Origin of the sequence: Salinivibrio sp. PR6, assembly GCF_001995955.1 — a bacterium.
In the GTDB taxonomy this organism is placed as follows: Bacteria; Pseudomonadota; Gammaproteobacteria; order Enterobacterales; family Vibrionaceae; genus Salinivibrio; species Salinivibrio siamensis.
This window is the reverse complement of record NZ_MUFA01000011.1, coordinates 1-24,460: the sequence shown is the minus strand read 5'-3', so window position 1 is coordinate 24,460 and position 24,460 is coordinate 1. Positions and strand designations below refer to the sequence as shown.

24 protein-coding genes, 1 rRNA gene and 1 riboswitch are annotated in these 24,460 nt (G+C 52.3%); of the genes, 19 read left to right on the top strand and 6 right to left on the bottom strand.

Annotated features, from left to right (window positions below; genetic code table 11):
* Positions 1-121: 121 nt before the first annotated feature.
* From pckA to hslR, 3 genes are all read right to left on the bottom strand, one after another.
* Positions 122-1,750, bottom strand: coding sequence for a phosphoenolpyruvate carboxykinase (ATP) (pckA, locus tag BZG72_RS10455; RefSeq protein ID WP_046074439.1), 1,629 nt, complete (start codon positions 1,748-1,750; stop codon positions 122-124).
* 322 nt (positions 1,751-2,072) lie between these two features.
* Positions 2,073-2,948: an Hsp33 family molecular chaperone HslO gene (gene hslO, locus BZG72_RS10450; protein WP_046074438.1), complete on the bottom strand. Its 876-nt coding sequence runs from the start codon at positions 2,946-2,948 to the stop codon at positions 2,073-2,075.
* 34 nt (positions 2,949-2,982) lie between these two features.
* Positions 2,983-3,387, bottom strand: coding sequence for a ribosome-associated heat shock protein Hsp15 (gene hslR, locus BZG72_RS10445; protein ID WP_101494489.1), 405 nt, complete (start codon positions 3,385-3,387; stop codon positions 2,983-2,985).
* Between the two features lie 226 nt (positions 3,388-3,613).
* Here hslR and gspC point away from each other — a divergent pair, with 226 nt between their 5' ends.
* Genes gspC through cysQ form a run of 14 tightly spaced genes read left to right on the top strand, consistent with a single transcriptional unit; the run spans position 3,614 to position 16,231 of the window.
* A complete protein-coding gene (gspC, locus tag BZG72_RS10440; RefSeq protein WP_052708042.1) occupies positions 3,614-4,540 on the top strand; it encodes a type II secretion system protein GspC in 927 nt (308 codons plus the stop codon).
* A gap of 56 nt (positions 4,541-4,596) precedes the next feature.
* A complete protein-coding gene (gene gspD, locus BZG72_RS10435) occupies positions 4,597-6,594 on the top strand; it encodes a type II secretion system secretin GspD (protein WP_046074493.1) in 1,998 nt (665 codons plus the stop codon).
* Entirely contained in the window at positions 6,591-8,117 is a 1,527-nt protein-coding gene (gene gspE / locus BZG72_RS10430; protein ID WP_077666750.1) for a type II secretion system ATPase GspE, read from the top strand. The genes gspD and gspE overlap by 4 nt, the downstream gene beginning before the upstream one ends.
* The gene (gspF, locus tag BZG72_RS10425) at positions 8,117-9,352 is read left to right on the top strand and encodes a type II secretion system inner membrane protein GspF (protein WP_077666749.1); all 1,236 of its coding nucleotides are present in this window, start codon (positions 8,117-8,119) and stop codon (positions 9,350-9,352) included. The genes gspE and gspF overlap by 1 nt, the downstream gene beginning before the upstream one ends.
* A gap of 4 nt (positions 9,353-9,356) precedes the next feature.
* Positions 9,357-9,815 carry a type II secretion system major pseudopilin GspG gene (gene gspG / locus BZG72_RS10420; RefSeq protein WP_046074434.1) on the top strand — a complete coding sequence of 153 codons (459 nt, stop codon included), beginning with the start codon at positions 9,357-9,359 and terminating at the stop codon, positions 9,813-9,815.
* Position 9,816: 1 nt separating this feature from the next.
* Complete coding sequence (gspH, locus tag BZG72_RS10415; protein WP_077666748.1) at positions 9,817-10,383, top strand: type II secretion system minor pseudopilin GspH; 567 nt, start codon at positions 9,817-9,819, stop codon at positions 10,381-10,383.
* On the top strand, positions 10,364-10,741 hold the full coding sequence (gene gspI / locus BZG72_RS10410) for a type II secretion system minor pseudopilin GspI (RefSeq protein ID WP_227486554.1): 378 nt from the start codon (positions 10,364-10,366) through the stop codon (positions 10,739-10,741). Before gspH ends, gspI begins: the two co-directional genes overlap by 20 nt.
* Positions 10,725-11,363, top strand: a complete 639-nt coding sequence (gene gspJ / locus BZG72_RS10405) for a type II secretion system minor pseudopilin GspJ (protein ID WP_077666747.1) — start codon at positions 10,725-10,727, stop codon at positions 11,361-11,363. Before gspI ends, gspJ begins: the two co-directional genes overlap by 17 nt.
* Positions 11,360-12,364 carry a type II secretion system minor pseudopilin GspK gene (gspK, locus tag BZG72_RS10400; RefSeq protein WP_077579504.1) on the top strand — a complete coding sequence of 335 codons (1,005 nt, stop codon included), beginning with the start codon at positions 11,360-11,362 and terminating at the stop codon, positions 12,362-12,364. The genes gspJ and gspK overlap by 4 nt, the downstream gene beginning before the upstream one ends.
* On the top strand, positions 12,333-13,577 hold the full coding sequence (gene gspL / locus BZG72_RS10395) for a type II secretion system protein GspL (protein ID WP_158075468.1): 1,245 nt from the start codon (positions 12,333-12,335) through the stop codon (positions 13,575-13,577). Before gspK ends, gspL begins: the two co-directional genes overlap by 32 nt.
* Positions 13,574-14,068 (top strand): type II secretion system protein GspM, encoded by a 495-nt coding sequence (gene gspM, locus BZG72_RS10390; protein ID WP_077666745.1) that lies wholly within the window; start codon positions 13,574-13,576, stop codon positions 14,066-14,068. The genes gspL and gspM overlap by 4 nt, the downstream gene beginning before the upstream one ends.
* Positions 14,069-14,071: 3 nt before the next feature.
* Positions 14,072-14,818, top strand: coding sequence for a type II secretion system protein N (locus BZG72_RS10385; protein WP_077666744.1), 747 nt, complete (start codon positions 14,072-14,074; stop codon positions 14,816-14,818).
* 42 nt (positions 14,819-14,860) lie between these two features.
* On the top strand, positions 14,861-15,415 hold the full coding sequence (gene nudE / locus BZG72_RS10380) for an ADP compounds hydrolase NudE (protein ID WP_046074428.1): 555 nt from the start codon (positions 14,861-14,863) through the stop codon (positions 15,413-15,415).
* A gap of 3 nt (positions 15,416-15,418) precedes the next feature.
* Positions 15,419-16,231 (top strand): 3'(2'),5'-bisphosphate nucleotidase CysQ, encoded by an 813-nt coding sequence (gene cysQ / locus BZG72_RS10375; protein ID WP_046074427.1) that lies wholly within the window; start codon positions 15,419-15,421, stop codon positions 16,229-16,231.
* A 43-nt stretch (positions 16,232-16,274) separates the two neighbouring features.
* Here the strand turns inward: cysQ and sthA are convergent, their stop codons facing one another.
* Positions 16,275-17,693: a Si-specific NAD(P)(+) transhydrogenase gene (sthA, locus tag BZG72_RS10370; protein WP_077579507.1), complete on the bottom strand. Its 1,419-nt coding sequence runs from the start codon at positions 17,691-17,693 to the stop codon at positions 16,275-16,277.
* A 195-nt stretch (positions 17,694-17,888) separates the two neighbouring features.
* Here sthA and fabR point away from each other — a divergent pair, with 195 nt between their 5' ends.
* Positions 17,889-18,524 carry an HTH-type transcriptional repressor FabR gene (fabR, locus tag BZG72_RS10365; RefSeq protein WP_046074425.1) on the top strand — a complete coding sequence of 212 codons (636 nt, stop codon included), beginning with the start codon at positions 17,889-17,891 and terminating at the stop codon, positions 18,522-18,524.
* Positions 18,525-18,537: 13 nt separating this feature from the next.
* The gene (locus tag BZG72_RS10360) at positions 18,538-18,921 is read left to right on the top strand and encodes a YijD family membrane protein (protein ID WP_046074424.1); all 384 of its coding nucleotides are present in this window, start codon (positions 18,538-18,540) and stop codon (positions 18,919-18,921) included.
* An 85-nt stretch (positions 18,922-19,006) separates the two neighbouring features.
* Here BZG72_RS10360 and trmA read toward each other — a convergent pair whose 3' ends face one another.
* The gene (gene trmA, locus BZG72_RS10355) at positions 19,007-20,110 is read right to left on the bottom strand and encodes a tRNA (uridine(54)-C5)-methyltransferase TrmA (RefSeq protein ID WP_077666778.1); all 1,104 of its coding nucleotides are present in this window, start codon (positions 20,108-20,110) and stop codon (positions 19,007-19,009) included.
* Between the two features lie 126 nt (positions 20,111-20,236).
* A riboswitch (cobalamin riboswitch) is annotated at positions 20,237-20,464 on the top strand.
* Between the two features lie 34 nt (positions 20,465-20,498).
* Between trmA and BZG72_RS10350 the strand changes: the two genes are divergently transcribed.
* Entirely contained in the window at positions 20,499-22,307 is a 1,809-nt protein-coding gene (locus BZG72_RS10350) for a TonB-dependent receptor domain-containing protein (protein WP_077666743.1), read from the top strand.
* Positions 22,308-22,386: 79 nt separating this feature from the next.
* Positions 22,387-23,208, top strand: a complete 822-nt coding sequence (gene murI, locus BZG72_RS10345) for a glutamate racemase (protein ID WP_077666742.1) — start codon at positions 22,387-22,389, stop codon at positions 23,206-23,208.
* On the opposite strand, the gene BZG72_RS10340 is transcribed toward murI, so the two are convergent.
* Positions 23,162-23,644, bottom strand: a complete 483-nt coding sequence (locus tag BZG72_RS10340; RefSeq protein WP_046074421.1) for an RNA recognition motif domain-containing protein — start codon at positions 23,642-23,644, stop codon at positions 23,162-23,164. The genes murI and BZG72_RS10340 overlap by 47 nt on opposite strands.
* A 678-nt stretch (positions 23,645-24,322) precedes the next feature.
* Here BZG72_RS10340 and BZG72_RS16315 point away from each other — a divergent pair.
* Positions 24,323-24,460, top strand: a 16S ribosomal RNA gene (locus tag BZG72_RS16315); the annotation flags it as partial.

The window sequence follows — 24,460 nt, the reverse complement described above, 5'->3', positions numbered from 1 at the left end:
CCCTATCAAGGCAATCAGTAGCAATAAGACTGGCGCAAAAGTGTCGTCACTTCAACTATTAGCCAGTATCTCGGTCGGGGAAGAGGCCCCCATATCGCACGCGCGATACGGGGGTAGGGGGTTAGTCTAGCTTAGGTCCGGCTGAGACCAGCGCGGCTCCTTCGGGGGTGTCGGTATATTTTTCAAAGTTATCGATAAAGCGTTGTGCCAGATCGTTGGCTTTGCTTTCCCACTGAAGAGGATCGACATAGGTGTCACGCGGGTCAAGAATGCCGTCGCTCACTTCGTCGAGTGAGACGGGCACTTCCAAATTAAAGATTGGAATTGACTTGGTCTCCGCTTTTTCGATGGAGCCATCTAAAATCGCATCAATGATCGCACGCGTATCCTTGATGGAGATCCGCTTGCCTGAGCCGTTCCAGCCAGTGTTGACCAAATAGGCTTCCGCGCCGGCGGCTTCCATGCGTTTGACCAACACCTCTGCGTACTTGGTCGGATGCAAGGTCAAGAAGGCGGCACCGAAGGCGGCGGAAAACGCTGGTGTGGGCTCGGTAATACCACGCTCAGTGCCCGCGAGCTTAGCCGTGAAGCCAGATAAAAAGTGGTACTTGGTTTGCTCTGGCGTCAGCTTAGACACCGGGGGCAGCACACCAAAGGCATCCGCCGACAAGAAAATCACCTTGTTGGCATGCCCCCCTTTTGATACCGGCTTAACGATGTTATCGATGTGGTAAATTGGGTAGGAGACACGGGTGTTTTCTGTTTTGGTGTTGTCGTCAAAGTCGATGGTGCCATTGCCACGAACGGTAACGTTTTCCAGCAATGCATCACGGCGAATGGCGTTGTAAATATCGGGTTCTGCTTCTTTCGAGAGCTTGATGGTTTTCGCGTAGCACCCGCCTTCGAAGTTAAACACACCATGGTCGTCCCAGCCGTGTTCATCATCACCAATCAGCTGGCGTTTGGGATCGGTAGAGAGGGTGGTTTTGCCGGTGCCGGATAAACCAAAGAAGATGGCGACATCACCGTCTTTACCCATGTTCGCCGAGCAGTGCATCGAGGCGATATCTTGCAGTGGCAAGAAGTAATTCATCATCGCGAACATGCCTTTTTTCATCTCGCCGCCGTACCAGGTACCGCCGATGAGCTGCATGCGTTCGGTGAGGTTGAATACGGTGAAGTTTTCCGAGTTCAAACCTTGCTCGCGCCATTTGGTGTTGACACACTTGGCACCGTTCATCACCACAAAGTCGGGCTCAAAGTCTTTCAGCTCTTCATCGGTTGGGCGGATAAACATGTTTTTCACGAAGTGTGCTTGCCACGCTACCTCGGTGATCACGCGAATACGTAATCGGGTATTTGGGTTGGCGCCACAATAGCCATCAATCACAAACAGGCGTTTGCCTGATAATTGATCAGTGACGAGGGCTTTCAGATCTTTCCATACCGCTTGGTCAATCGGCTTGTTGTCGTTTTTGCCTTGATCAGACCACCAAATGGTATCGCGGGTGGTGTCATCGCGGACGATGTACTTATCTTTTGGTGAGCGGCCGGTAAAAATACCCGTATCTACCGCCACCGCGCCGAGCTCGGTCACCACGCCTTTTTCGTAGCCTTCCAGCCCAGGTTTGGTTTCTTCCTCGAACAGTTGCTCATAAGAGGGGTTACGGATGACTTCTTTGACATTTTCCAGACCATGACGGGAAAGATCGATGTCAGCGACCTCGGGTTCGACGTTCAGGACAGTCATAGGTGCTCCTTGGGGTAAGATGTTGTTAACTGTCTTTGTGCTAGCAACCTGAATATGTGATTTCAGGGACTGACTCCATATAAGACTGCACACTGGGGTTATTTTGATTGTAGGGTACGGACCACCAGGTGCCATGTCATAGACATGGTAACGCTTAGTTAATCGTTTGCGCTACCCAAAGACCTATTATTGTTTGTACAAAAATAATGCGAGAAAAAATGTGAGTTAAGTCGGGTAGGAATAAGAAAAAAGCCAGCATAATGCTGGCTTTTGAACTCCGTCAGGTGGATTTGCTTCGGAGCGCTAAAAATGTAGCACGCTGTTACTGCATTTGTGAGGAAGAATCCGCGTTTTGCTCGAAAATAGCTGCAACATCAACACTATCGAAAGCGTAGTCTGTGCCACAATAATCACAATGCAAATGAATCGTTCCCATTTCAGCCACCATTTTATCCACTTCGCTACGCTCAATGGCGGCGATCGCGCTGGCACTGCGCTCACGTGAGCAGCTGCATTTGAATACCACCTCTTGCGCTGGATACAGCGTGACTTTTTCTTGGTGGTACAAACGATACAGCACATCTTTAGCAGACAGGCTAAATAGCTCTTCGTTTTTAATGGTTTCAGTCAACTGCGCCAGATGCTCGAAGTCGCTGTTGTCGCCTTTACCATCTGGCAGGATTTGCAGCATCATCCCAGCCGCATGGGGCTTACCGTCGTGCTCACCCGTGCGCAACCAAAGGCGAGTCATCAGTTGCTCGGAACGGGCGAAGTAATCTTCAAGACAGGCTTGTAAGTTGTCAGACTCAAGACCGACAATCCCTTGATAGCGTTCACCATCGACAGGCTCAATGGTGATGATGAGTTGGCCTTTGCCCATCATCTCCGGCAGGGTTGCATCGTCTTTGACTTCGCCCTTGACGCGAGCCGTTCCCCGCAGCTGCTGGTGGTGATCCCCATTAATCACAGCGAGAGAGACAGGCCCATCGCCTTGCAGTTGCACTGTGATTGAGCCGTTAAACTTGAGCGTAGCGGTCAATAAGCTGGTCGCGGCGAGCATCTCTCCCAGCAAGGCATTGACCGGCGCCGGGAAATCTTGGTTTTCCAGTATGCGCTGATAGGTGTCATCGAGCTTGACCAGCTCACCACGAACAGACACATCTTCAAATAGGTAACGGTGTAGTTGATCGTTTGACATGCAATCTCTCTCCGGCAATGGCGCGAATGCGACCTTAATCTATGCCTTGTTTAAATTTACGAATATCTCGGCGTTGCTTTTTATCCGGCCGCCCATCAGGACGTGGGTTGTGTGCATTTAAGCGACGCATTTCTGACTCGTGCTCGCGCTTGGCGAGGCTGCTCTCGGTTTCTTGATACAAGGTTTGCGCGATCGGCGCCCCCTGCCGCTGCTCCGAAAGCGCCATGACAGTGACGGTTTTTTCATCATTGCCTTGGCGAAGGCGGATTTCTGCACCGACTTCTACCATTTTACTCGGCTTAGCACGTTGGCCATTGTACTGCACTTTGCCCCCGTCAATCATATTGCGCGCAATGGAGCGCGTTTTGTAAAAACGGGCAGCCCATAGCCATTTATCTAACCTGACCGCCGTCAAGGGCGTTGATGCGTGGTTTTTCATCATCCAACTCCTGCGCAATCTGGATCGGCGACATTAGCACAAAATTTACTTTAGAGCAGTATCACAGCATCGCAGTTCCACCTCCCGTCAGGGCAATGACTTCGATAAAATAAAGCCCTATGACTGAAAAAGTCTCACTATCACAAAGCGTTTTTGCTAGCATGCCCAGCTTTTCGTAATCTAATGATGGAATTTGCTGGCAAAAAAAGCCATCAATGGATAAACGGTGACCCAAATTGGTTTAAAAGGAATGATCTCTCAGGCAGGACGCCAACATAATCGCTTCTCTTTTTCGCCACAAACCCTGCGTCGCGCAGCCCCTTGGCTTAATATTGGCTTGGTCTGCGTGCTCGCATGGTTGGCAGGTCGTCTGGTGTGGGCTTTCTATCAACCCGCACCATCGGCTTTTACACCCGTAGTACACGAGGCGGGGACATCGCAGTCATCGACCGCAACCTTGTCGATCGCCCCTGTGATGGATGCCCAGCTTTTCGGGCGTTATCAGGCGTCGAAGGCCCAACGTCGCCAAGCGGTTAGTCAGGTGCCGGAAACCCGGTTGCAATTGACATTGGTGGGCGTGGTTGCCAGTGATCAGCCGTCGCGTGCGCTAGCGGTGATTGCCAATCGCGGTCAACAGGCGACCTATGGGGTGGGTGAGCAGGTGAAAGGCACCCAAGTTAGCATCGAACAGGTGTTGCCTGATCGGGTGATTTTGCGCCAGGGGACACGTCGAGAGGCACTGCTGATGCCGGGTGTTGAGGCTAATAGTACCCCGCAAACCGTCTTTTCACCGTCAAAAGGGAAGGTGACGCCCCCAAAGTCCGCTCCCCATGAGACAGCCAGCGCTGACTGGCCGGCCAATCTTGCGCAGCAGCTTAATCAAAACCCCCAGCGTCTCCTTGATTATGTGCAGCTCGCGCAAGTGGGTGATGCCAAGGCGCTGAAAGGCTTTCGTCTCACCCCAGGAAAAAATCCGGTGTTGTTTGAACAATCTGGGTTGCAGCCCGGGGACATCGCGATTGCGATTAATGGCCTCAAACTCAGTCGTTCAGTGGCACTGCCCGACATTCTCAGTCGCATTCAACAACAGGGCACGCTTGATCTGGTCGTCGAGCGGCAAGGACAGCAACATGACATTTCGATTCAATTATAAATTACAACCACCGCTGCGCGCGGCAGTAGGAGCGTGACGTGAATTTAAGGCAACGACTGATCCCCTATTTCATCGCTGTGACTTTTCTTTTTTCTGGACTGTCGGCGAGCGCGGCTGAATTCAGTGCATCGTTTAAAGGCACTGATATTCAGGAATTTATTGAAATTGTGGGTCGTAACCTAGAAAAGACCATCATTGTTGACCCCTCCGTGAGAGGTACAGTTAACGTACGTAGCTACAACACGTTGACCGAAGAGCAGTACTACCAATTTTTCCTCAATGTCTTGGAAGTATATGGCTTTGCCGTGGTGGAAATGGATAACGGTGTCGTCAAGGTGGTACGCGACAAAGATGCCAAAACGTCGCCCGTGCCTGTGGTGGGTGAAGCCGATAACGTGGTGGGCGATGAAGTTGTCACGCGTGTGGTCGCAGTAAAAAACGTTTCGGTGCGTGAGCTGTCCCCTCTTTTACGCCAGCTTATCAACAATGCCGGTGCCGGCAATGTGGTGCACTACGATCCGGCTAATGTGATCATGATTACCGGACGTGCAGCGGTGGTGAATCGCTTAACCGATATTATTCAACGTGTTGACCAAGCCGGTGATAAAGAGGTTGAGGTCGTGCGCCTAGAGCACGCCTCTGCCGCTGAAATGGTGCGTATTGTTGATGCACTGAATGAGCGGGACAATGCCAACACGCGCCCTGAATTGCTTGAGCCGCGTATTGTCGCCGATGAGCGTCTAAATGCGGTCTTGGTTTCGGGCGAGCCAAAAGTGCGTGAGCGGGTGAAAAAACTGATCCGACAGTTGGACAAAGAGATGGCGACGACCGGAAATAGCCGAGTGATTTACTTGCGTTATGCCAAAGCGGACGAGGTGGTCGATGTGCTCAAAGGAGTGTCGGATAATCTGCTGGAAGAAAAAGAGAAAAAGAGCAAGCCAGGGTCGACACAACAGACGGTGCAGATTTCTGCCCACCAGGGGACCAATGCGCTAGTGATCACCGCGCCGCCCGATATATTGAAAACCTTAGAGAGCGTGATTTCTCAGCTTGATATTCGCCGTGCGCAAGTCTTGATTGAAGCACTGATTGTGGAAATGTCCGAATCCGATGGGGCCAATTTAGGGGTGCAATGGGGGTCGCTCGAAAACGGGGGCATTCAGTTCAACAACACTGGCGTCGGTGTGACCAATTATCTGACGGGACAAAAAGCGACCGAAGATACCACGCGCACGGAAACGCGATTTGATAGCAATGGCGATAGCTACGAAGTACCTATCACGGAATCGGGTGATTACTCGGCGCTCAATGAAGTCTTGGGGGGGCTAAATGGCCTCGCGGCTGGGGTGATCATGGGCGATTGGACGGCATTGGTGACGGCCGTGGCCTCGAACAATGAATCCAATATTCTGTCTTCGCCCAATCTGATGGTACTGGATAACCAAGAAGCCTCGTTTGTGGTGGGGGAAGAGGTACCCGTCATCACCGGCTCGCAAACTGGCTCGAATAACGATAACCCGTTCCAAACGGTCGAGCGTAAAGATGTTGGCATCAAGCTGAAGGTGACCCCTCAAATCAATGAAGGATCGGCGGTGCTATTGGATATCGAGCAGGAGGTGTCTAACGTACTTGGCGCGAGCGGTGCTGTGGATGTGCGCTTTGGCAAGCGCCAGTTGACCACTTCCGTGATGGTAGGCGACCAACAGATGATTGTGCTAAGTGGTTTGATTGATGAACGCACGGTAGAGAGTGAGTCCAAGGTCCCTGTACTGGGAGATATTCCCGTGTTAGGTCACTTGTTTAAGTCGACCTCGACCCAGACTGAAAAGAAGAACCTGATGCTGTTTATCAAGCCGACCATTATTCGTACCGGCTTAACAGCGGATGGCGTGACGCAGCGTAAGTACAACTATATTCGAGCTGAGCAGCTGTTACGGGCACAAGACGGCGTGAAGCTGATGCCGGATGCCGAAAAGCCGGTGCTGCCAGATTACAACAGCGAGGCAGTGATGCCTGCCGAGGTACGCGCGCTAAAAGCGGAGCTAGCAGGATGAGTGATCGCGCGACAGAGCTCAGCCGAGATCCGGACGCTCGTTGGCAGTTGCCTTTTGGCTTTGCCCGCCGTCATGGGGTGATATTACTCAATGACACTGAGCCTGCACGCCTACTGTGCTTGTCGTCTGTGACACCGAACACCCTTGCCGAGGTTCAACGGGTGTTAGGAAAAAGTTGTGCCCCTGAAATTGTGTCAGACAGTGACTTTGACCAACATCTCACCCGTTTGTATCAACGCGATAGCGCAGATGCTCAACAGCTAATGGCCGATATTGGCGCGGATGCAGACAGTGATGATTTTTTCTCTCTCGCGGAGGAGTTGCCTCAAAGTGAAGACCTGCTGGAATCAGAAGATGATGCCCCGATCATCAAGCTCATAAACGCGATGATGGGGGAAGCGATCAAAGAAAGTGCGTCTGATATCCACATTGAAACCTTTGAGCATGCGTTATCGATTCGTTTCCGTGTTGATGGTGTGTTACGAGAAGTCCTCTCTCCGAGTCGAAAACTGGCGCCGCTGTTAGTCTCTCGAGTGAAAGTCATGGCCAAGCTGGATATTGCCGAAAAGCGTGTGCCGCAAGATGGTCGTATTTCAGTCCGTATAGGTGGCCGTGCGGTCGATGTGCGGGTGTCGACCATGCCTTCATCACACGGTGAGCGTGTGGTGATGCGTTTACTCGATAAGAATGCCGTACAACTTGATTTAGCCCAACTTGGCATGGCACCAGCGCTTCACCAAGGTTTCCGAGCCCTTATTCACAAGCCTCATGGTATCTTACTGGTCACCGGGCCGACCGGATCGGGGAAATCCACCACCTTATACGCAGGGTTACAAACCATTAACAGTGAGGATCGGAATATCCTCACCGTTGAAGATCCGATCGAGTTCGATCTGGCCGGTATTGGCCAGACCCAAGTCAACCCGAAAGTCGATATGACCTTCGCCCGCGGTTTGCGTGCGATGTTGCGTCAAGATCCTGACGTGGTGATGGTGGGGGAAATTCGCGACTTAGAAACCGCGCAAATTGCGGTTCAAGCCTCCCTGACTGGCCATTTGGTGATGTCCACATTACATACCAACACTGCCATTGGTGCGGTGACGCGCTTGCGCGATATGGGGATTGAGCCTTTCTTGCTTTCATCATCGCTACTTGGTGTATTGGCGCAGCGCTTGGTCCGTACCCTGTGCGAACACTGCCGAGTGCCCTATCAAGCCGACGCAACGCAGCAACAATTGTTTGCAGATGTGGGGCTTGCCAATCAAGGCGAAACCATCACCTTATATAAACCAAGTGGTTGCGAGCATTGTCACCAAAAAGGCTACCGCGGCCGTACCGGGATCCATGAGTTGTTGACCGTGGATGAGAAGGTACAAGCGCTGATTCACCATGATGCCGGTGAGCATGCCATCGAGGAGGCGGTGCGGGCGCAAAGCCCCAGTATCCGCTATGACGGCTTGGCCAAAGTGCTGAACGGGGAAACCACCCTGGAAGAAGTGATGCGAGTGACCAAGGAGAGTTAATGGCTGCCTTTGACTACCAAGCACTGGATGCGCGAGGGCGCAAACGCAAGGGCGTGATTGAAGCCGATACGGCACGCCAAGCGCGGCAACAATTGCGCGACAAGGGCTTTACTCCCCTCGATGTCCAGGCCACTACCCGTAAGCGTGCGACACAAAAAAGTTCGGCTTCTCAGCCGCTTTTTCGTCAGCGCGGGCGCGGTATTAGCACCCAGGAGCTGTCACTGATCACCCGTCAGTTGGCGACCTTGATTGAGGCGGCGATGCCTCTCGAAGAGTGCTTAAAAGCGGTGGCAGAGCAGGCCGAGAAGCCGCGAATTGGCAACATGATGACCAGTGTGCGCGCGCGAGTGATGGAAGGGTATACACTCGCCGATGCGTTGGCGGATTACCCCAATGTCTTTGACGAACTCTACCGGGCGATGATTTCAGCCGGTGAAAAAGCGGGCCACTTGGGCACCGTCCTCGAGCGCCTTGCGGACTATGTGGAAAACCGTCAACGCATTCAAGCCACTTTGTTGCAAGCCATGCTGTATCCGGCGATTTTGACATTTTTCTCGGTACTGATTGTCGCCTTCCTGTTGGCCACCGTGGTACCTGATATCGTCGGTCAATTTGTCCAAACGGGGCAATCACTGCCCGCATCAACCCAATTTCTCTTAAACGCCAGTGACTTTATCACTCAGTGGGGCGTGTGGGTGGTCGGTGGGCTGGTTCTTGTCAGTATGGGGATTCGTCTATTGCTGAAAGACACCCAGCGTCGTCTTGCCTGGGATAAGCAAAAGCTCGCGTTACCGATACTGGGTCGAGTGGCGCGCGGATTGAACACATCACGCTTTGCTCGGACATTGGCGATTTGTACCGCCAGCGCAATCCCATTGTTGGATGGGATCAAGGTCGCTGCGCAAGTGATCACTAACCAATATGTGCGCAAGCGGGTATTAGAAGCGGCCGATAAAGTGCGCGAGGGGGCTAGCTTACGTGTTGCGCTCGACCAGTCAGGGCTGTTCCCTCCCATGATGCTACATATGATTGCTAGCGGTGAGCGCAGTGGCGAGCTGGAGCCGATGCTCTCACGCGCAGCCGATAACCAAGACAAAGATTTTGAGGCGCAAGTCAATGTTGCCCTGGGAGTATTTGGCCCGTTAATGATTGTAATGATGGCCGGGTTAGTGCTTTTTATCGTGGTGGCCACCTTGATGCCAATTATTGCCATGAATGACATGGTCGGTTTGTGATTTTATGAATTTTAACAAGGAGAAAGAAATGCGTCGTCAACAAGGTTTCACGTTGCTCGAAGTCATGGTGGTGGTGGTGATTATTGGCCTGCTAGCCAGCTTTGTTGCCCCAAACTTGCTGGGCAACAAAGACAAAGCCGCGGTGAAAAAAGCGGTGGCGGATGTCAGTGCGCTTGAAAATGCGCTGGATATGTACAAATTGGATAACAATCAGTACCCCACCACCGATCAAGGCTTAGACGCGCTAGTGACCCAGCCACAAAGTGATCCGGTCCCCCGTAACTACCCCGCGCAAGGTTACATCAAACGTCTGCCGCAAGACCCGTGGAACAATGACTATCGCTATGTCAGCCCAGGCGAGCACGGTGTTGTTGATATCTTTTCTTTAGGCGCTGATGGCCAAGAAGGTGGGGAAGGGGTTAACCAAGACATTGGTAACTGGAACCTCAACGAGCTGCAATAACATGCGTCAAGCGGCCGGCTTTACCTTATTAGAGATCCTGCTGGTGGTCGTCATCGTCGCGGTGAGCACCTCAGGCGTGATAATGGTGATGCCTGAGCCCGCGGACACTCGCACACAAGAAGCCGGGCAAGCACTGTATCAGCGGATGAAGCTGTGGGCAGAGCAAAGTTGGTTGGAAGGACGCACCTATGGCGTGCGTATCGAACAACAGCGCTATCAACTTTTAGTGTTGGGACAAGAGCAATGGCAACCTGTTAGCAGTGACCGCTGGGCGACCCAAGGCCGCCTGCCAGAGCAAAGCCGCTTTGTCTTAACCATGGATGGCTTTGGTTGGCAGCAACAAGATAGGTTGTTCGAGGATAAGCCGCTGTTTGAGGATTTGTTTGACGAAGACGATGAGCAGGCGGTGGCGCCACCGCAAATCTGGCTACTGCCCAATGGTGAGCTGACACCGTTTACCCTGATGGTTGAAACAGATGGCCGTGCGGTCTGGCAGCTCAAAGCGAATGAACTGGCGCAGTTTACTTGGCAGCGTGCAGGAGAGGGTGATGATGTTAGTACGCGCTAACTCGCAGCAGGGAATGACCTTGCTTGAGGTCTTAGTCGCGGTGGCGATCTTTGCCGTGGCGGCGCTGAGTGTGATGAAAGCCACTGGGCAACACACCCGCTCACTGAGTCGCTTAGAACAAAAAACCTTAGCCGCGATGGTGGCGGATAATCAACTCGCCGAGGTGGTGCTCAGCGCTAAGGTGCCAGATAAAGCCACACAAGGCACCACCGAGATGGCGGGGCAACAATGGCAATGGCAGTTGGTGCCAGTCGCCACAGAAACGGGCCAGTTACGTGCGGTTGATATGTCAGTGGCTGCCGCCGCAGAGACCGATAACCCGTTAGTGACGGTGAGGACCTATGTCGCCACGCGTTGAACGAGGATTTACCTTATTGGAAGTGCTGTTGGCGTTAGTGGTATTCGCCAGCATTAGTCTGACCGCATACCAAGTACTGCAAACCGTGCAGCGCAGTGACGAGCAGTCTCAGCAGGTGGGTGAGACCTTACAGAAGCTGCAGCGCGCGTTGGTGATCATGGACAGTGACTTTCGTCAAATGGCGGCAAGACGTCAGCGGGTCGAAGGACAAGCGCCAACAGAGCAGTTGCTGATCGCGGGTTCAGAGGTATTACAAAGTGATGGGATGGGCGTGCGCTTTACCCGCACGGGCTGGATTAACCCACAAATGCGCTTTCCACGCGGAGAAGTGGTAGCGGTCGGGTACCGTCAGAGAGATGGCAAGCTGGAACGCTTGCGCTGGCGTTACCCAGACCAAGCCGCGAGTGATGAACCCGCGGTGGCGACGCTGCTCAGTGATATTGATGATTTGACCTTTCGCTTCTACGTCAAACAGGATTGGCAAGACAGTTTTGATACCAAACATGCATTGCCGAAAGCCGTTCAAGTGCGCTTTACCCATCCCCGCTATGGCCGGTTAGTGCGCACTTATCTCGTGGCTGGGCAAACCTTGCCGGCACCACTGCAGCGGGAGGCACAATGAATCGTCAGCAGGGCGCCGCCCTTTTGGTGGTGATGATGATCATGGCGCTGATGACCGCGATTGCCGGAAGCATGGCGGCGCGGTTATACACCAACTACCACCGCGCCGAAAACCAGCTGCATTTTCAGCAAGCGTATTGGTTTGGCAATGCGGTTGAAGGCTTGGCGGCATCGGTATTGCGCGAGAGCTTAGCAGGCAGTGAAACGGTGAACTTAAGTCAAACCTGGGCAGAGCCCGCTCGAACCTTTCCGCTGGATGGCGGAAAAGTAAGTGGACACTTACAAGATGCGAGCGCTTGTTTTAACCTCAATAGTTTACAGCTACGTGGCGCCAAAGTGGGTGGGGCGACCCCTTATGAGGTCACCGTGTTACGGGCGCTAGTGGGGCAGTATGTGGAAGAGGATTATCAAGCGGATGTGATTGCTCAGGCAAGCCGTGATTTTATTGATGAAAACAATCAGCTGGATCAGTCTCTCGGGGCGGAAGATGCGCATTATGAAAGCGTGCAGCCTGCGTATGTGACGGCGGATGCTTTGCTGGCCGATGTGAGTGAGTGGCGTGCGGTGCGCGGGGTTAATGGTGATGTGTTTCGGCGCGCCTCGCCTCAGCTTTGCGCCTTGCCTAGCGCTGAGCTTAAGGTCAATGTGAATACCTTAACCGAGAAGCAAGCGCCTTTGCTTTCAGCCCTATTTACCTCCGCGTTACCGGTGGAACAAGCCCAGCAGGTGATTGCCCAGCGCCCGGAGGAAGGGTGGAAAAGTGTGGCCGCGTTTATCGACACCTTGAACCTCACCGAGTTTGATGACGCCGAGCGAGAGCGAGTCGTGTCCCATCTCAGCGTGACCAGCGAGTTCTTTTTATTACAAGCCGATGTGCAGGTGGCCTCTGCCCAACGTCACATCCAGGCACTATTGCACTATCAAGACGATGGCGAGGTTTCTGTTTTGCGCCGTCGGTTCGGAGGAATGCGTGAGCGAGCGACTGATAATAAGGATCAGTGATGCCAGCCAGCCCATTTATTGGGCGCAGGTTCGTGCCAGTGATAACCAAGTGGTTGAGAGCGGCAGTTGTCAGCAACTGTCAGCGTTAACCGAGCAAGCACAAACGCGGCGAGTGGTGGTGCTGGTGGACAGCACGTGGCTGACATTAACCTCGGTAACATTGCCCCCAGGCTCAAGGCGCCAACGTGACAAGGTGGTGCCTTACTTGCTCGAGGAAGCCTTGGCGGAAGAGGTGGAAGCAGTACATGTGAGTATTGTTGACACCCAGGCAGACACCGCACATGTCGCCGTGGTAGCGCACCAGCAAATGCAAGCTTGGCAACACGCGCTGGATGAGGCAGGCATTGATGCCCGCCAGTGGATCCCCGATGTGCTTTGTGTACCTTGGTCGTCTGATTCGCTCTCACTCTTGGCATTGGATGAACAGTGGCTGTGCCGTTTTAGTGCAAATCAAGGCGTGGTAGGCTCGGCGGACTGGCTCGCCTTTTGGGTGCAGACTTGGTGGCAACACCGCCAAGACAGTGAGGAAACCCTGTCACCTGAGCAGCCCGACTCTCTCACTATCAAAGGCTATGGCGACGACAAGCCACAGGCTGATAATCCCTTAAGCGCGTTACCGCTCCCTGTCGAGTGGCAGTCAGATCACGCAATGCATCTATTAGCGGTGCAGAGTCATGGCGTGACGGCAAACCTATTGACCGGCGGATATCGCCCTCAAAGCCAAACCAAGCAGACACTTAGACCCTTTTTGCCCGCAGCCTGTCTGTTGATCGCCATGGCTGGATTGCTTGGCGTCGAACAGTGGCTGTCGATTCGTGACACCCAGCAGCAAGCCCGCGCATTACGGGGACAAAGTGAAGCCCTTTTTCGCCAAACCTTGCCCGAGTACGAGCGGATCCCGACGCGCTCATACATGGTGCGGCAAATGGATGCAGAGATAGCTCGGCTAGAAAACCAACAACATGATGCGGCGCTTTTACCCTGGCTGGTCGAACTGGCTCCTCTACTGGAAGATGTGCCTGGTATCGAGCTCGAGGCGCTGCGCTACCAAGCCAATCGAGAAGCCTTGATACTGCGAGCAACCGGCAATGATTTCGCGCAGTTTGAGCGTTTACGTGCCACCTTGAGTAAGCATTATGCGACAGACTTGGGGCAGCTTAATCGCAGTGGTGAGACGGTCAGCGGTGAATTTACCCTAAGGAGCCAATCATGATCGCACGTATTCAGACTCAGTGGCAGTCGATCAGCTTGCGCGAGCAACGGCTCGTGTTGATTGCGGCGGGAGTGCTGCTGTTAAGTTTGCTGTATTGGGGCATCGTGGTGCCGATACAGGCACAGGCGGAGCAAGCGCGCGCCGCATTGGTCAGTGAGCGAAAGGTTTACAATGAGCTACAACAAAAGCGCAATCACATCATGCAATTGCGCTCACAGTCTGGACGCAGTCGCCAAGCAGTGGCCAGTCGAAGCCAACCGCTCAACCAAGTGATCGCGGCCAGTGCGGGTGAGTTTAATCTTACCATTACACGGTTGCAGCCTGGGGAGGACAGCGTGCAATTGGGGCTCGAACCTCTACCGTTTAACCAATTACTACGGTGGATCGAGCAACTCTCTCAGCTGCATGGCATTCAAGTCGCTCGCCTGAGCACTGAAGCGACCGATACGGCCGGTGTGGTGCAAGTAACCCGACTGCAGCTGGAGCGGTAAACGATGTGGAAGAAAACGCTGATAGGGATGGGGTGTGTATTGGTTTTCGTTGTGAGTGCGATAGTGCACGCCCCAGCAACACTACTGCGCTTAGCGCCTTTGCCGGCCGAGCTACAGCTGAGTGGGATCAACGGCACCGTGTGGCAGGGGCAAGTCAGGCAACTGCGTTGGCAAGATCAGGCTGTCGGCCCAATACAATGGGATCTCCATTGGCACCAGCTATTGACCAGCGCCACGCTGGAAGCCGCGATAAAGGTCCAAAGCCCTCAAGGTGTCAGTGGTAAAAGCGTGGTGGGCTTTAATGGCACCGAGCTAACGCTTTCTCAAACCTTGCTCTCTGCTCCCGCGCATCTGCTGACCCGTTCGGTGGCGTTACCGCCGAGTGTGGCGATTGATGGCCGGCTTGATGTGATTGTACGCGAGGCGGTGTTGGCCGAGTCAGGGTGTCAGCAGTTAGCGGGGCAGATTCAGTGGCAGCAGGCCGGACTCACCCTGCCCTCAGGGCGGCTCAATGATATTCCATTGCGTGCTTCTCTCGCCTGTGATGGCCAAGGTGTCGCTGCGCAGGGTCAAGGCGATTCCCCCTCGTTGAGTAATAAGTTTTCATTGTCAATTACACCGTCTGGGCGATACTCTGTGTCAGGATGGCTGAAGCCGGGGCCGGCCTATCCTGAGCCGATGAAAGCACCTCTCTCTTGGTTGGGTGCACCGGATAATCAAGGACGCTATCGCTTTTCTTTTCGCGGCTAACAAGGCCTGATAGGCTTATCAAAAAGGGTGGCAAATCACGATATGACGCAGCGTAAACTTCCTTACATTCAGTCTAAGCAGGTGGTCGCCACTTCTCGCTTGTTTAAAGTGGAGTCGCTGGAACTGATTTTTAGTAATGGCGTCGAGCGTACCTATGAGCGGATGAAACCGTCGGGGCGTAATGCTGTGATGATGGTGCCGGTGACCGAATCGGGCGATCTCTTACTGGTACGCGAATATGCCGCAGGCACAGAACAGTATGAGCTAGGCTTTCCCAAAGGACTGATTGATCCGGGTGAAGCGCCCGAGCAAGCGGCGGTGCGGGAGCTGAAAGAGGAAATTGGGCAAGGTGCCCGTGAGCTAGTGCCACTGAAAGAGGTTGTTCTGGCACCGTCGTACTTTTCTAGCCGCATGACGCTGATGTTGGCACGTGATTTGTATCCAGAAAGCTTGGAAGGGGATGAGCCTGAACCGCTTGAAATCATTCGTTGGCCACTTGCCCAAGCGGAAGAGTTACTCACCCACGGTGATTTTTGTGAAGCGCGCAGTATCACCGCATTAATGATGGCGCTGAAGTACTTACAATCTGAGAGGTGAGGCATGGCATTGCCTGAGTTGTTACCCGAGGTGATTGATATTGCTCGCTCTGCGGGTCAGGTTATTTTAGATATTTACCAAGACGGTGATTTTGAAGCGATCACTAAAAGTGACCAAACCCCAGTAACCAGTGCTGATTTGGCGGCACATAAGCTGATCACGGAAAAGCTCACCGCGTTGACGCCAGACATCCCCGTATTATCAGAAGAAGACTGTGGTGTGCCATTAAGCGACCGTCAGCAATGGCAGCGCTATTGGTTGATTGATCCCCTCGACGGTACCCAAGAGTTCATTGCAGGCAGTGGTGACTTCGCCACTATTATCGCGCTGGTGGAGGACAACCATCCCGTCATGGGCGTGGTCTATGCCCCCGTCTCCGGGGTGACCTACTATGCTTGCCAAGACAAAGGGGCCTGGAAAATCACCCCAGATGGCGAAATGCATCGCATCTCGACAATGAAGCGAGAAGAGACGATTACCTCACTCTCTATCGCCATCAGTCGCCGTCAAGATATTCATGCGGTCACCGAAAAGCTGGCACCTGAAATTAATTATGATTTGGTGCCATTAGGCTCCGCGGCACTCAAAGCCTGCTTGGTCGCAGAAGGCGCGGTCGACTGTTATTTACGCCTAGGGCCGACGGGGGAGTGGGACACTGCCGCTACCCAATGCATTGTTGAGCAAGCGGGTGGACGTATTCTGAGCACAGAGCTGGGGGCCTTATCGTACAACGAACGGGACTCATTACAGAACCCTAACTTTATTGTGTTGGGGGATGAGTCGCTCGCGTGGTCGTCGATACTGCAGGCATCGTAATGATTGACGGCACCGCCAGGTGCCGTTTTCTTTTATGACCGGTTCAGAACAAACGATTTAAGCCATTGAGGGCTGCCACCCGGTAAGCTTCGGCCATGGTCGGGTAGTTGAAGGTGGTATTCACAAAATAATCGATGGTATTCCCTTCGCCTTTTTGCTCAAAAATCGCTTGGCCGATATGAATGATTTCCGAGGCGCGCTCGCCAAAGCAATGAATGCCTAATATTTCGCGGGTATCGCGGTGGAAAAGGATTTTTAAACTGCCGACATCCATCCCCGCGATTTGCGCGCGTGCTAAGTGCTTGAATAGCGATCGGCCAACTTCATACGGGACTTTTTCTGCGGTGAGCTCTTGCTCGGTTTTACCCACTGAGCTGATTTCTGGAATGGTATAGATCCCCGTGGGGATGTGTTCAATCAAGCGCACGTTGGCGTTGCCTTGGCAAATGGCTTCGGCCACCACGCGCCCTTGATCATAAGCGGCACTGGCAAGGCTAGGATAACCAATCACATCACCGACGGCATAGATATGCCCTACTTCTGTTGCGTAGCTTTCGCTATCAACGTCGAGCTGCCCACGCGAGTTAGGTGTAAGGCCGACCGAGGACAAATTGAGTTTATCGGTATTGCCTGCGCGGCCATTGGCATACAGCAGGCAATCTGCTTTCATTTTTTTGCCTGACTCCAGGTGCACAATCACGCCATCGTCGGTGCCCTCAATGCGCTCATAGGTCTCATCATTGCGGATCATGACACCACTGCTGCCAAAGTGATAAGACAAAGCATCAGAGATTTCGTTGTCCAAAAACGACAGCAAGCGATCACGGGTGTTGATTAAATCCACTTTGACCCCGAGCCCACGGAAAATAGACGCATATTCACTGCCAATCACGCCTGCGCCATAAATAATCACGTGGCGCGGGTCATGGGCTAACGACAAAATGGAGTCACTGTCGTAGATGCGTGGGTGGGAAAAATCCACATCAGCGGGTTGATAAGGGCGAGAGCCGGTAGCAACCACAAAGTGATCGGCTGTATAGGTATCAGCGCTGCCATCACTGTGATGCACGGTTAAGGTATGCGCATCGACAAATTCGGCGCTACCATGGAGCAGGGTACATTGGTTTCGGTCATAGAACCCTTGGCGCATACGGGTTTGTTTGCCTATGACCGATTCAGCATGGCTGAGAATGTGTGAGAAAGTACTGTGGATACTCTTGCTGTTTTGGGTGTAGATAGGGCTTTGATTGAATTCAATGATCCGGCTGACAGTGTGGCGTAGTGCTTTAGACGGGATGGTGCCCCAATGGGTACAGCCACCGCCAACGGTGCTTTCTCGCTCAATCACTGCCACCCGCTTACCCGCTTTGGATAAGCCCATGGCGGCACCTTCACCACCGGGGCCACTACCTATCACGATCGCATCAAAATGATCTTGCGGGCGAGGGCTCGACTTGCTCATAGGGTTCAGACCTTATTTTCATTATTGCAACATCTATTTATGACCAGTTTAACGCTTATTATCCGTAAGGTTAACTTTCGCGAGCAAATCTGTGTTCAAATCCGCGCCGCCGCGATGGGGAACACTGCCTGGATTGGCTGATTTAAACGCTAAAATTGCGTATAGTGGCAGCATGGTGTCCATGGATAGAGTGCGATGGGTATTCGAGCACAACAAAAAGAAAAAACGCGCCGTTCTGTCATTGATGCGGCGTTCAGCCAGCTCAGTGCTGAGCGCAGTTTTTCCAGCCTCAGCTTGCGCGAAGTGGCGCGAGAGGCGGGAATCGCGCCCACCTCTTTTTACCGCCACTTTAAAGACATGGATGAGCTGGGGTTAACCATGGTTGATGAGGGCGGGTTATTGCTCCGTCAACTGATGCGTCAGGCGCGTCAGCGGATAGCGGCTGAAGGCAGTGTGGTGCGTACTTCGGTCGAAACCTTTATGGAGTTTATCGAGAGCAGCCCAAATGTGTTTCGGTTGCTTTTGCGCGAGCGTTCAGGCACCTCTTCGGCGTTTCGTGCCGCCGTGGCAAGGGAAATACAACATTTTGTTGCTGAGTTGACCGAGTATTTACAATCTCGTACGCAGCTCACCTATGAAGAAGCGTACAATCAGTCAGAAGCGTGTGTGATTTTGGTCTTCAATATGGGTGCGGAAGCGCTTGATCTTGACCCTCACGCCCGCGCAGAATTGGCAGAGCGAATGGTGTTACAATTGCGCATGATAGCCAAGGGAGCTTACTGGTATCGAAAAGACCGTGAGCGGCGAGCCTTACAGGAAAAACTGTCATAAAACAGGTGAAGACATGGAACACGAGCAAGTGAAATCAGAACGTAAATTTTTGCTGCTGGCACTGGTTACCGGCATTTGTGGAAGTGCAACACTCGCGACACTGTTCGTCAGTGGTGTGGCATTTTCTATTTTTCCCATTCTTGCGTTTGTACTGGCCGTGCACGCTTGCTACCAACTTCACGAACGCCAGCCACTGACGGAAGGCACGCCGCTGATTGCGTTTGCCTGCTTCTTGGTGGGGGCATTTGGCTATTCAGCGTTTATTCGTATGCAAATGCCAGAGCTGGGCGGCAACTTCTTCTCGATTTTGGTTGCCATGGCACTGGCGTTCTGGGTCGGCCACAAACTGGGTTTTTTCAGCCGCAAAGCGAAAAACGATACCGCCTCTGACGTCTAATTGCCTCTAAAACAGCTGTGATTGAAACCCAAAAAAGGCGTCGAGAAGACGCCTTTTTACGTTTATCCGAGCTTGCTTGCCGTGACTATTTGCGCTCTAACCACACCCCGGCTTCGGTATGGTGGGTGAACGGGAATTGATCAAACAGCGCACAGCGACTAATGCGGTGTGTTTGGCTGAGGCGTTCTAGGTTTTCGGCTAAAGTTTCAGGGTTACAGGAGATATATAAAATCCGATCGTAACCTTGCACCATTTTGCAGGTTTCATCATCCATGCCCGCACGCGGGGGATCGACAAAAATGGTATTGCACTGATAGTCACTCAGTGTCACCCCTTGATCTTTTAAGCGGCGAAACTCGCGCTCGCCATTGATCGCCTGAGTGAATTCTTCGGCAGACATGCGAATAATCTGCACATTGTCGATGTTGTTAGCGGCAATATTGTACTGCGCCGATTGCACTGAGGGTTTCGCCAGCTCGGTGGCGAGAACGCGGCGAAAGTTTTTCGCCAAGGCGAGGGAAAAGTTGCCGTTCCCGCAATACAGCTCCAGCAAATCACCTTGGCTATCGCGGGTGCAATCAATGGCCCATTCCAGCATTTTCTCCGCTACGGGTCCGTTAGGTTGGGTAAAGCTGTTTTCAATTTGCTGGTAGATCAGCGTCTGTCCATCGGCATTGAGCTTTTCTAAAACGTAGTCGCGGTCTAGCACTTTCTTTTGCTTGCGCGCACGGCCAATCAAATTGAGATTAAAGCCCTCATCGTTCAAACGTTGTTTAAGCGCTTGCGCGGCGCTGTCCCACTCTTCGTCTAGCTGGCGATGATAGAGCAACGATACCAAGATCTCACCGCTTAAGGTGGAGAGGAAATCAACCTGGAACAGTTTACGTCGCAAGGCGTCGTTGGGCTTGATGGCCTCCATTAATAGCGGCATGAGGTCATTGATTAAGCGGCTCGCGGCAGGAAAGGTATCGACCCGGTACTTCTGCTTGGTCGCAGGATCAAACATGATGTAATACAAGTCGTCGCCTTCATGCCATACCCGAAACTCTGCGCGCATCCGATAGTGGGTTTCCGGTGAGCGAAAGATCTCTAGCTCAGGTGCGTGAAACGGCGTGAGTTGTGCATTGAGTCGTTGGACTTTCTCAGCAAGCTGTGTGTCGTAGTCAACGGCGGTGTGAGCCTTGGTCATGATGGCTGCCTCAGCGATTGGAAAATGAGCGCAGATTTTAGACAAATCCCCAGCCATGTCCACCCTTGCTCACGATTCTCCCTTATTCAATAAGGTTATTAATGGACAATATCCATCTAGATGGCTAATATCCAGGCGTGGGAAAGTGATCCTGTCTTGCAATATGTGACGGGTCACAGGAATGCGGTGAGAGCCCGCAACTGACGCGCAGCGGTATTAGAGAACGACCCTAACCGGCCTTAGGCCAGACACTGTCGCCAATACCGATTGATGGTATGCGATGGGAAGTCGTTAGCAGTAGGCGGCGAAAGCCATGCTCTTAAGTCCGAATACAGCCCACACTCGCAGCACAGTGCTGCCTATTCTCGCGATTAGGAAGGAAGATCCAATGAACAAACAGATTGTGGCGAGCCTGGTGGCGACGTCACTATTCCCTGCGGCCGCGTGGGCCGAGCAAAACACTGAAACGGTGGTGGTGACCGCCAGTCGGTTTGCGCAGTCCGATGCCTCGGTATTGCAATCAGCAACCATTTTGACGCGTCAAGACATTGCGCGCTTGCAGGCGCGAAGCCTTGTCGATGTATTGCGTACGGTGCCGAGCATTGAGATTGCGCAAAGTGGGGGCCGTGGACAAATTGCCTCTATTTTTATGCGCGGCACGGAATCAGACCACTCTTTAGTCTTGATTGATGGCATGCGTATGGCGTCATCCATCAAAGGCTCGGTGGATTTTAATCAGATCCCAGTAAACAGTATCGAGCGTATTGAGATTATTCGCGGCGCACGCGCCACACTTTATGGGTCGAGCGCGATCGGTGGGGTGATCAATATCATCACCAAAAGCAATAAAGAGCGAGCCAATGTTTCTGCGACCGTGGGCAGTTTGGATCATCATGCTGTTAGTGGCGCATGGGCAACAAAATTGGGCGATAACGGTCACTTCTCTGGTATTGCTGGGTATGAGTCGAATGATGGATACAATGTTCATCCAACGGCGAGCAACCGGGGAGATCAGCATGGTTTTACCGGCCGCAATGCGCAGCTTGGATACAGTCATCGCTGGAATACATCTTGGTCGGCCGATGTGACGGGGCGCTGGTACCAGAATGAGTACGATTACGATAATTTTGGTAGCTTAAAACATGGTTGGTTAGAAAGCCAAACACTGGCCAGCACGCTGAACTATCGCTCTGATGCTTGGAGTGCAACACTCAGCGCAGAAATCTCCCAACAAGAAAACTTCGACTACAGTCCTGGCAGTGACCGTAAAAACAATAAAACCTCAGATGTTGAGCAAGTCTCTACCTCGTTGGGACTCCAGTATCAAGCCACGGAGGATTGGCTGCTTGGTGGCGGTGTGGATTATCGACAAGACACCTTTAATGAAGGCAGCTTGATTACCAACTCCGATGATATTGCAATCAATCCGCGCGATAACCTGGGCACTTACCTTTTAACGCAATTTAGCCCAGTAGAAGCGCTATCTATTGAGGCAAGCGCACGTTCGGATGATAACGAACAATACGGACAGCATACGACGTGGCAGACGAGTGCGGGTCTTGCGATAGCGGAAGGGTATCAATTGGTCGCTAGCTACGGCACTGCTTTTAAGGCACCAAGTCTGACTGAGCTTTACGGATGGGGCGGTAATGCAACGCTCAAGCCGGAGGAGTCGTCAAATACGGAGCTTTCGCTGCGTGGAGCAACGGCTGACGTTGATTGGTCACTCACAGGCTATATTAACAATATCGATAATATGATCGATTGGGATGCAGAGGCCAAGAAAAATCGCAATATTGGTGAGGTAACGATTAAGGGTATTGAGCTCATTGCGAACTTTGATGTGGCATCACTCCATAACCAGCTTTCGTTGGCGTATAAAGATCCCAAAAAGGATAACACCGGTGAGCAGCTCGCACGCCGCGCCAAACGGGTGGCGAAATGGGATGCGTCGTACCAATGGGAGCGACTGCAGCTCGGTACTCAGTGGCAGTATCAAGGTGACCGTCTGGATTATTCCGGTGGAGAGATGTTGGGAAGCTATAGCCTATGGTCGGTCACTGCATCCTATCAAGCGACCGATAACCTGACCGTGAAAGGCAAAGTCGATAATGTGTTTGATAAAGAGTACGAGACTGCGGGTGGTTATCCTGCCGCTGAGCGCGCCTATTTTATGACGTTGGACTATCAGTACTAGTGATTGCTTCTCGGCGAAACTAGCTTTCTTCACGCCCTTGTCGTTATGATAAGGGCGTTATTGATTGCATGAGTGTCCCATGGCGCAGCCCAATATTTTGATTTTTGACTCTGGTGTGGGTGGCTTATCGATTTACCAGTCGGTACGAGAGCAGCTTCCTGACGCTAACTACACCTATTTGTTCGATAACGAAGCTTTTCCATACGGTGAGTTAGATGACACGCGCTTGGTCACACGGGTGGCGGCTCAAGTGCGCGCTGTGTGTGCGCATCATGATATTGATATCGTCGTCATTGCATGCAATACAGCATCGACGCTGGTATTACCCACGCTCCGTCAGCAGTTGGCGCTTCCGGTCGTGGGAGTTGTACCCGCGATCAAGCCTGCGGCCGCAATGAGTCAGCAAAAGGCGATTGGTTTATTAGCAACACCCGCCACCGTCGCCCGCCCTTATACCGAACAATTAGTGGCGGACTTTGCCAAAGATTGCCAGGTAGTCTCAGTCGGTACCACGGCACTCGTGCATATGGCAGAGCGCAAACTCCGGGGTGAGGCGGTGAACCAGCAAGATCTAGCGGCGATATTGCGTCCGTTTAAAGGAACCGTCGATACCCTCGTGCTCGGCTGTACTCACTTCCCTTTACTGCGTGATGAAATTCAATCAGTGGTGGGGGATGAAGTCCACTTAATTGATTCGGGAGAGGCGATTGCGCGTCGCGTGGTCTCGCTGGTGAGTCTAGATAGCGACGCAAGGGCTACCGCAGCGACGTCGAAGCATTGCGCTTATGCGACGGCAACCCCTATTAAAGCCGATGCCTTGGCGGACTTTATCCGATCGATAGGTTTTACGGATGTCAGCTATTCGCCTGCTTTTTTGGCTCATTCGCTTCACGGACTTTAAGTGTCCGCTCACCATAAACATTATTATTGAGCGCATTGATAGCATCGTCGGCATGCCCGGCGGCCATCACCACAAAACCAAACCCTCGGCGTTTCCCCGTCCGCTTGTCTTTCATTAGACGAACGGCAAACACTTCTCCATGTTCGCTAAACAGCGTGCGTACATCATTTTCATTCGCACGATAAGGCAAGTTTCCAACGTATAGCGTTTTACTTTGCGGAGACTCTTCTTCTTTTTCGCTCGACGAGGTAGATGTAGATGGTGCTTGCTCTGGCTGAATAAAGTTGGGCAAAGGAAGATATAGGCAAGCCAGGCCACTAAGTATCGCACCCACAGCAAACGTGAGTGCGGGTGAGCTGACGTCCATCAGGCTGACAATAATTGCGCCAAGGACGGCGATGCAGATGACTAAAGCAAAATTAACTGGTGATTTCATAAGCGTAATTAAATAGAACGATTAAAGTGATGACATGACAACATTTCGGCAATGCATGTCGTGAAAAAGACCAAGAAAACAAGCCAGCGTTACCTAGCGGTAAAGGTCTCGTATCAATAATGTTTCAAATCGCTGGTTATTCATCATTTTAGGTGGATTATTGCTCAGTCGAAATAAAAAACGTAAAAATCCCTTGTCAGTGTGATCCGCGTCGCTATACTACGCCCCACATCGACACGGCAAGCGATTTACTGCCATGTCGAGGCAAAAAATCAAATAAAAATAAACGCTTGACGTGAGTTTTTAAAAGATTAAGATGCCCGACCTACTTAACGCCAAGCGTTAGGGGAGTCAAAAAGAGGTTTTATTTCACCCGGCGGGTTGAAAATAAAAGATAAAATTTCTTCTTGACTTTAACGGCAAGGCGCGTAAGATACGCAGCCCTGACCAAGCGAAGCAACGCTTCGCAAGTCAACGCTCTTTAACAATTTGACCTATGCAATCTGTGTGGGCACTCGTTGAGAATAGACAACAAGATTTATTCGATGAACTGAGTGACCAAGCGACAACTTTTACAGTTGTTCGGCACAGTCAATTCGTTTGTCTCGTAAGAGGCGAACAAAACAGTATTTATCGAGCCGTTTGTCTTTCCTTTTGGGAAAGCAAACACCAAAACTTAAATTGAAGAGTTTGATCATGGCTCAGATTGAACGCTGGCGGCAGGCCTAACACATGCAAGTCGAGCGGAAACGGCAGTATTGAAGCTTCGGTGGATTTACTGGACGTCGAGCGGCGGACGGGTGAGTAACGGCTGCT

Bases quoted from the DNA above. Each gene is read 5' to 3' on its own strand.
- gspJ (WP_077666747.1), top strand. From the start codon at position 10,725: ATGTCGCCACGCGTTGAACGAGGATTTACCTTATTGGAAGTGCTGTTG.
- cysQ (WP_046074427.1), top strand. From the start codon at position 15,419: ATGGCATTGCCTGAGTTGTTACCCGAGGTGATTGATATTGCTCGCTCT.
- pckA (WP_046074439.1), bottom strand. From the start codon at position 1,750: ATGACTGTCCTGAACGTCGAACCCGAGGTCGCTGACATCGATCTTTCC.
- BZG72_RS10360 (WP_046074424.1), top strand. From the start codon at position 18,538: ATGGAACACGAGCAAGTGAAATCAGAACGTAAATTTTTGCTGCTGGCA.
- gspG (WP_046074434.1), top strand. From the start codon at position 9,357: ATGAATTTTAACAAGGAGAAAGAAATGCGTCGTCAACAAGGTTTCACG.
- gspM (WP_077666745.1), top strand. From the start codon at position 13,574: ATGATCGCACGTATTCAGACTCAGTGGCAGTCGATCAGCTTGCGCGAG.
- gspE (WP_077666750.1), top strand. From the start codon at position 6,591: ATGAGTGATCGCGCGACAGAGCTCAGCCGAGATCCGGACGCTCGTTGG.
- hslR (WP_101494489.1), bottom strand. From the start codon at position 3,387: ATGAAAAACCACGCATCAACGCCCTTGACGGCGGTCAGGTTAGATAAA.
- gspF (WP_077666749.1), top strand. From the start codon at position 8,117: ATGGCTGCCTTTGACTACCAAGCACTGGATGCGCGAGGGCGCAAACGC.
- nudE (WP_046074428.1), top strand. From the start codon at position 14,861: ATGACGCAGCGTAAACTTCCTTACATTCAGTCTAAGCAGGTGGTCGCC.
- gspH (WP_077666748.1), top strand. From the start codon at position 9,817: ATGCGTCAAGCGGCCGGCTTTACCTTATTAGAGATCCTGCTGGTGGTC.
- gspK (WP_077579504.1), top strand. From the start codon at position 11,360: ATGAATCGTCAGCAGGGCGCCGCCCTTTTGGTGGTGATGATGATCATG.
- gspI (WP_227486554.1), top strand. From the start codon at position 10,364: ATGATGTTAGTACGCGCTAACTCGCAGCAGGGAATGACCTTGCTTGAG.
- trmA (WP_077666778.1), bottom strand. From the start codon at position 20,110: ATGACCAAGGCTCACACCGCCGTTGACTACGACACACAGCTTGCTGAG.
- hslO (WP_046074438.1), bottom strand. From the start codon at position 2,948: ATGTCAAACGATCAACTACACCGTTACCTATTTGAAGATGTGTCTGTT.
- BZG72_RS10340 (WP_046074421.1), bottom strand. From the start codon at position 23,644: ATGAAATCACCAGTTAATTTTGCTTTAGTCATCTGCATCGCCGTCCTT.
- murI (WP_077666742.1), top strand. From the start codon at position 22,387: ATGGCGCAGCCCAATATTTTGATTTTTGACTCTGGTGTGGGTGGCTTA.
- fabR (WP_046074425.1), top strand. From the start codon at position 17,889: ATGGGTATTCGAGCACAACAAAAAGAAAAAACGCGCCGTTCTGTCATT.
- BZG72_RS10350 (WP_077666743.1), top strand. From the start codon at position 20,499: ATGAACAAACAGATTGTGGCGAGCCTGGTGGCGACGTCACTATTCCCT.
- sthA (WP_077579507.1), bottom strand. From the start codon at position 17,693: ATGAGCAAGTCGAGCCCTCGCCCGCAAGATCATTTTGATGCGATCGTG.
- BZG72_RS10385 (WP_077666744.1), top strand. From the start codon at position 14,072: ATGTGGAAGAAAACGCTGATAGGGATGGGGTGTGTATTGGTTTTCGTT.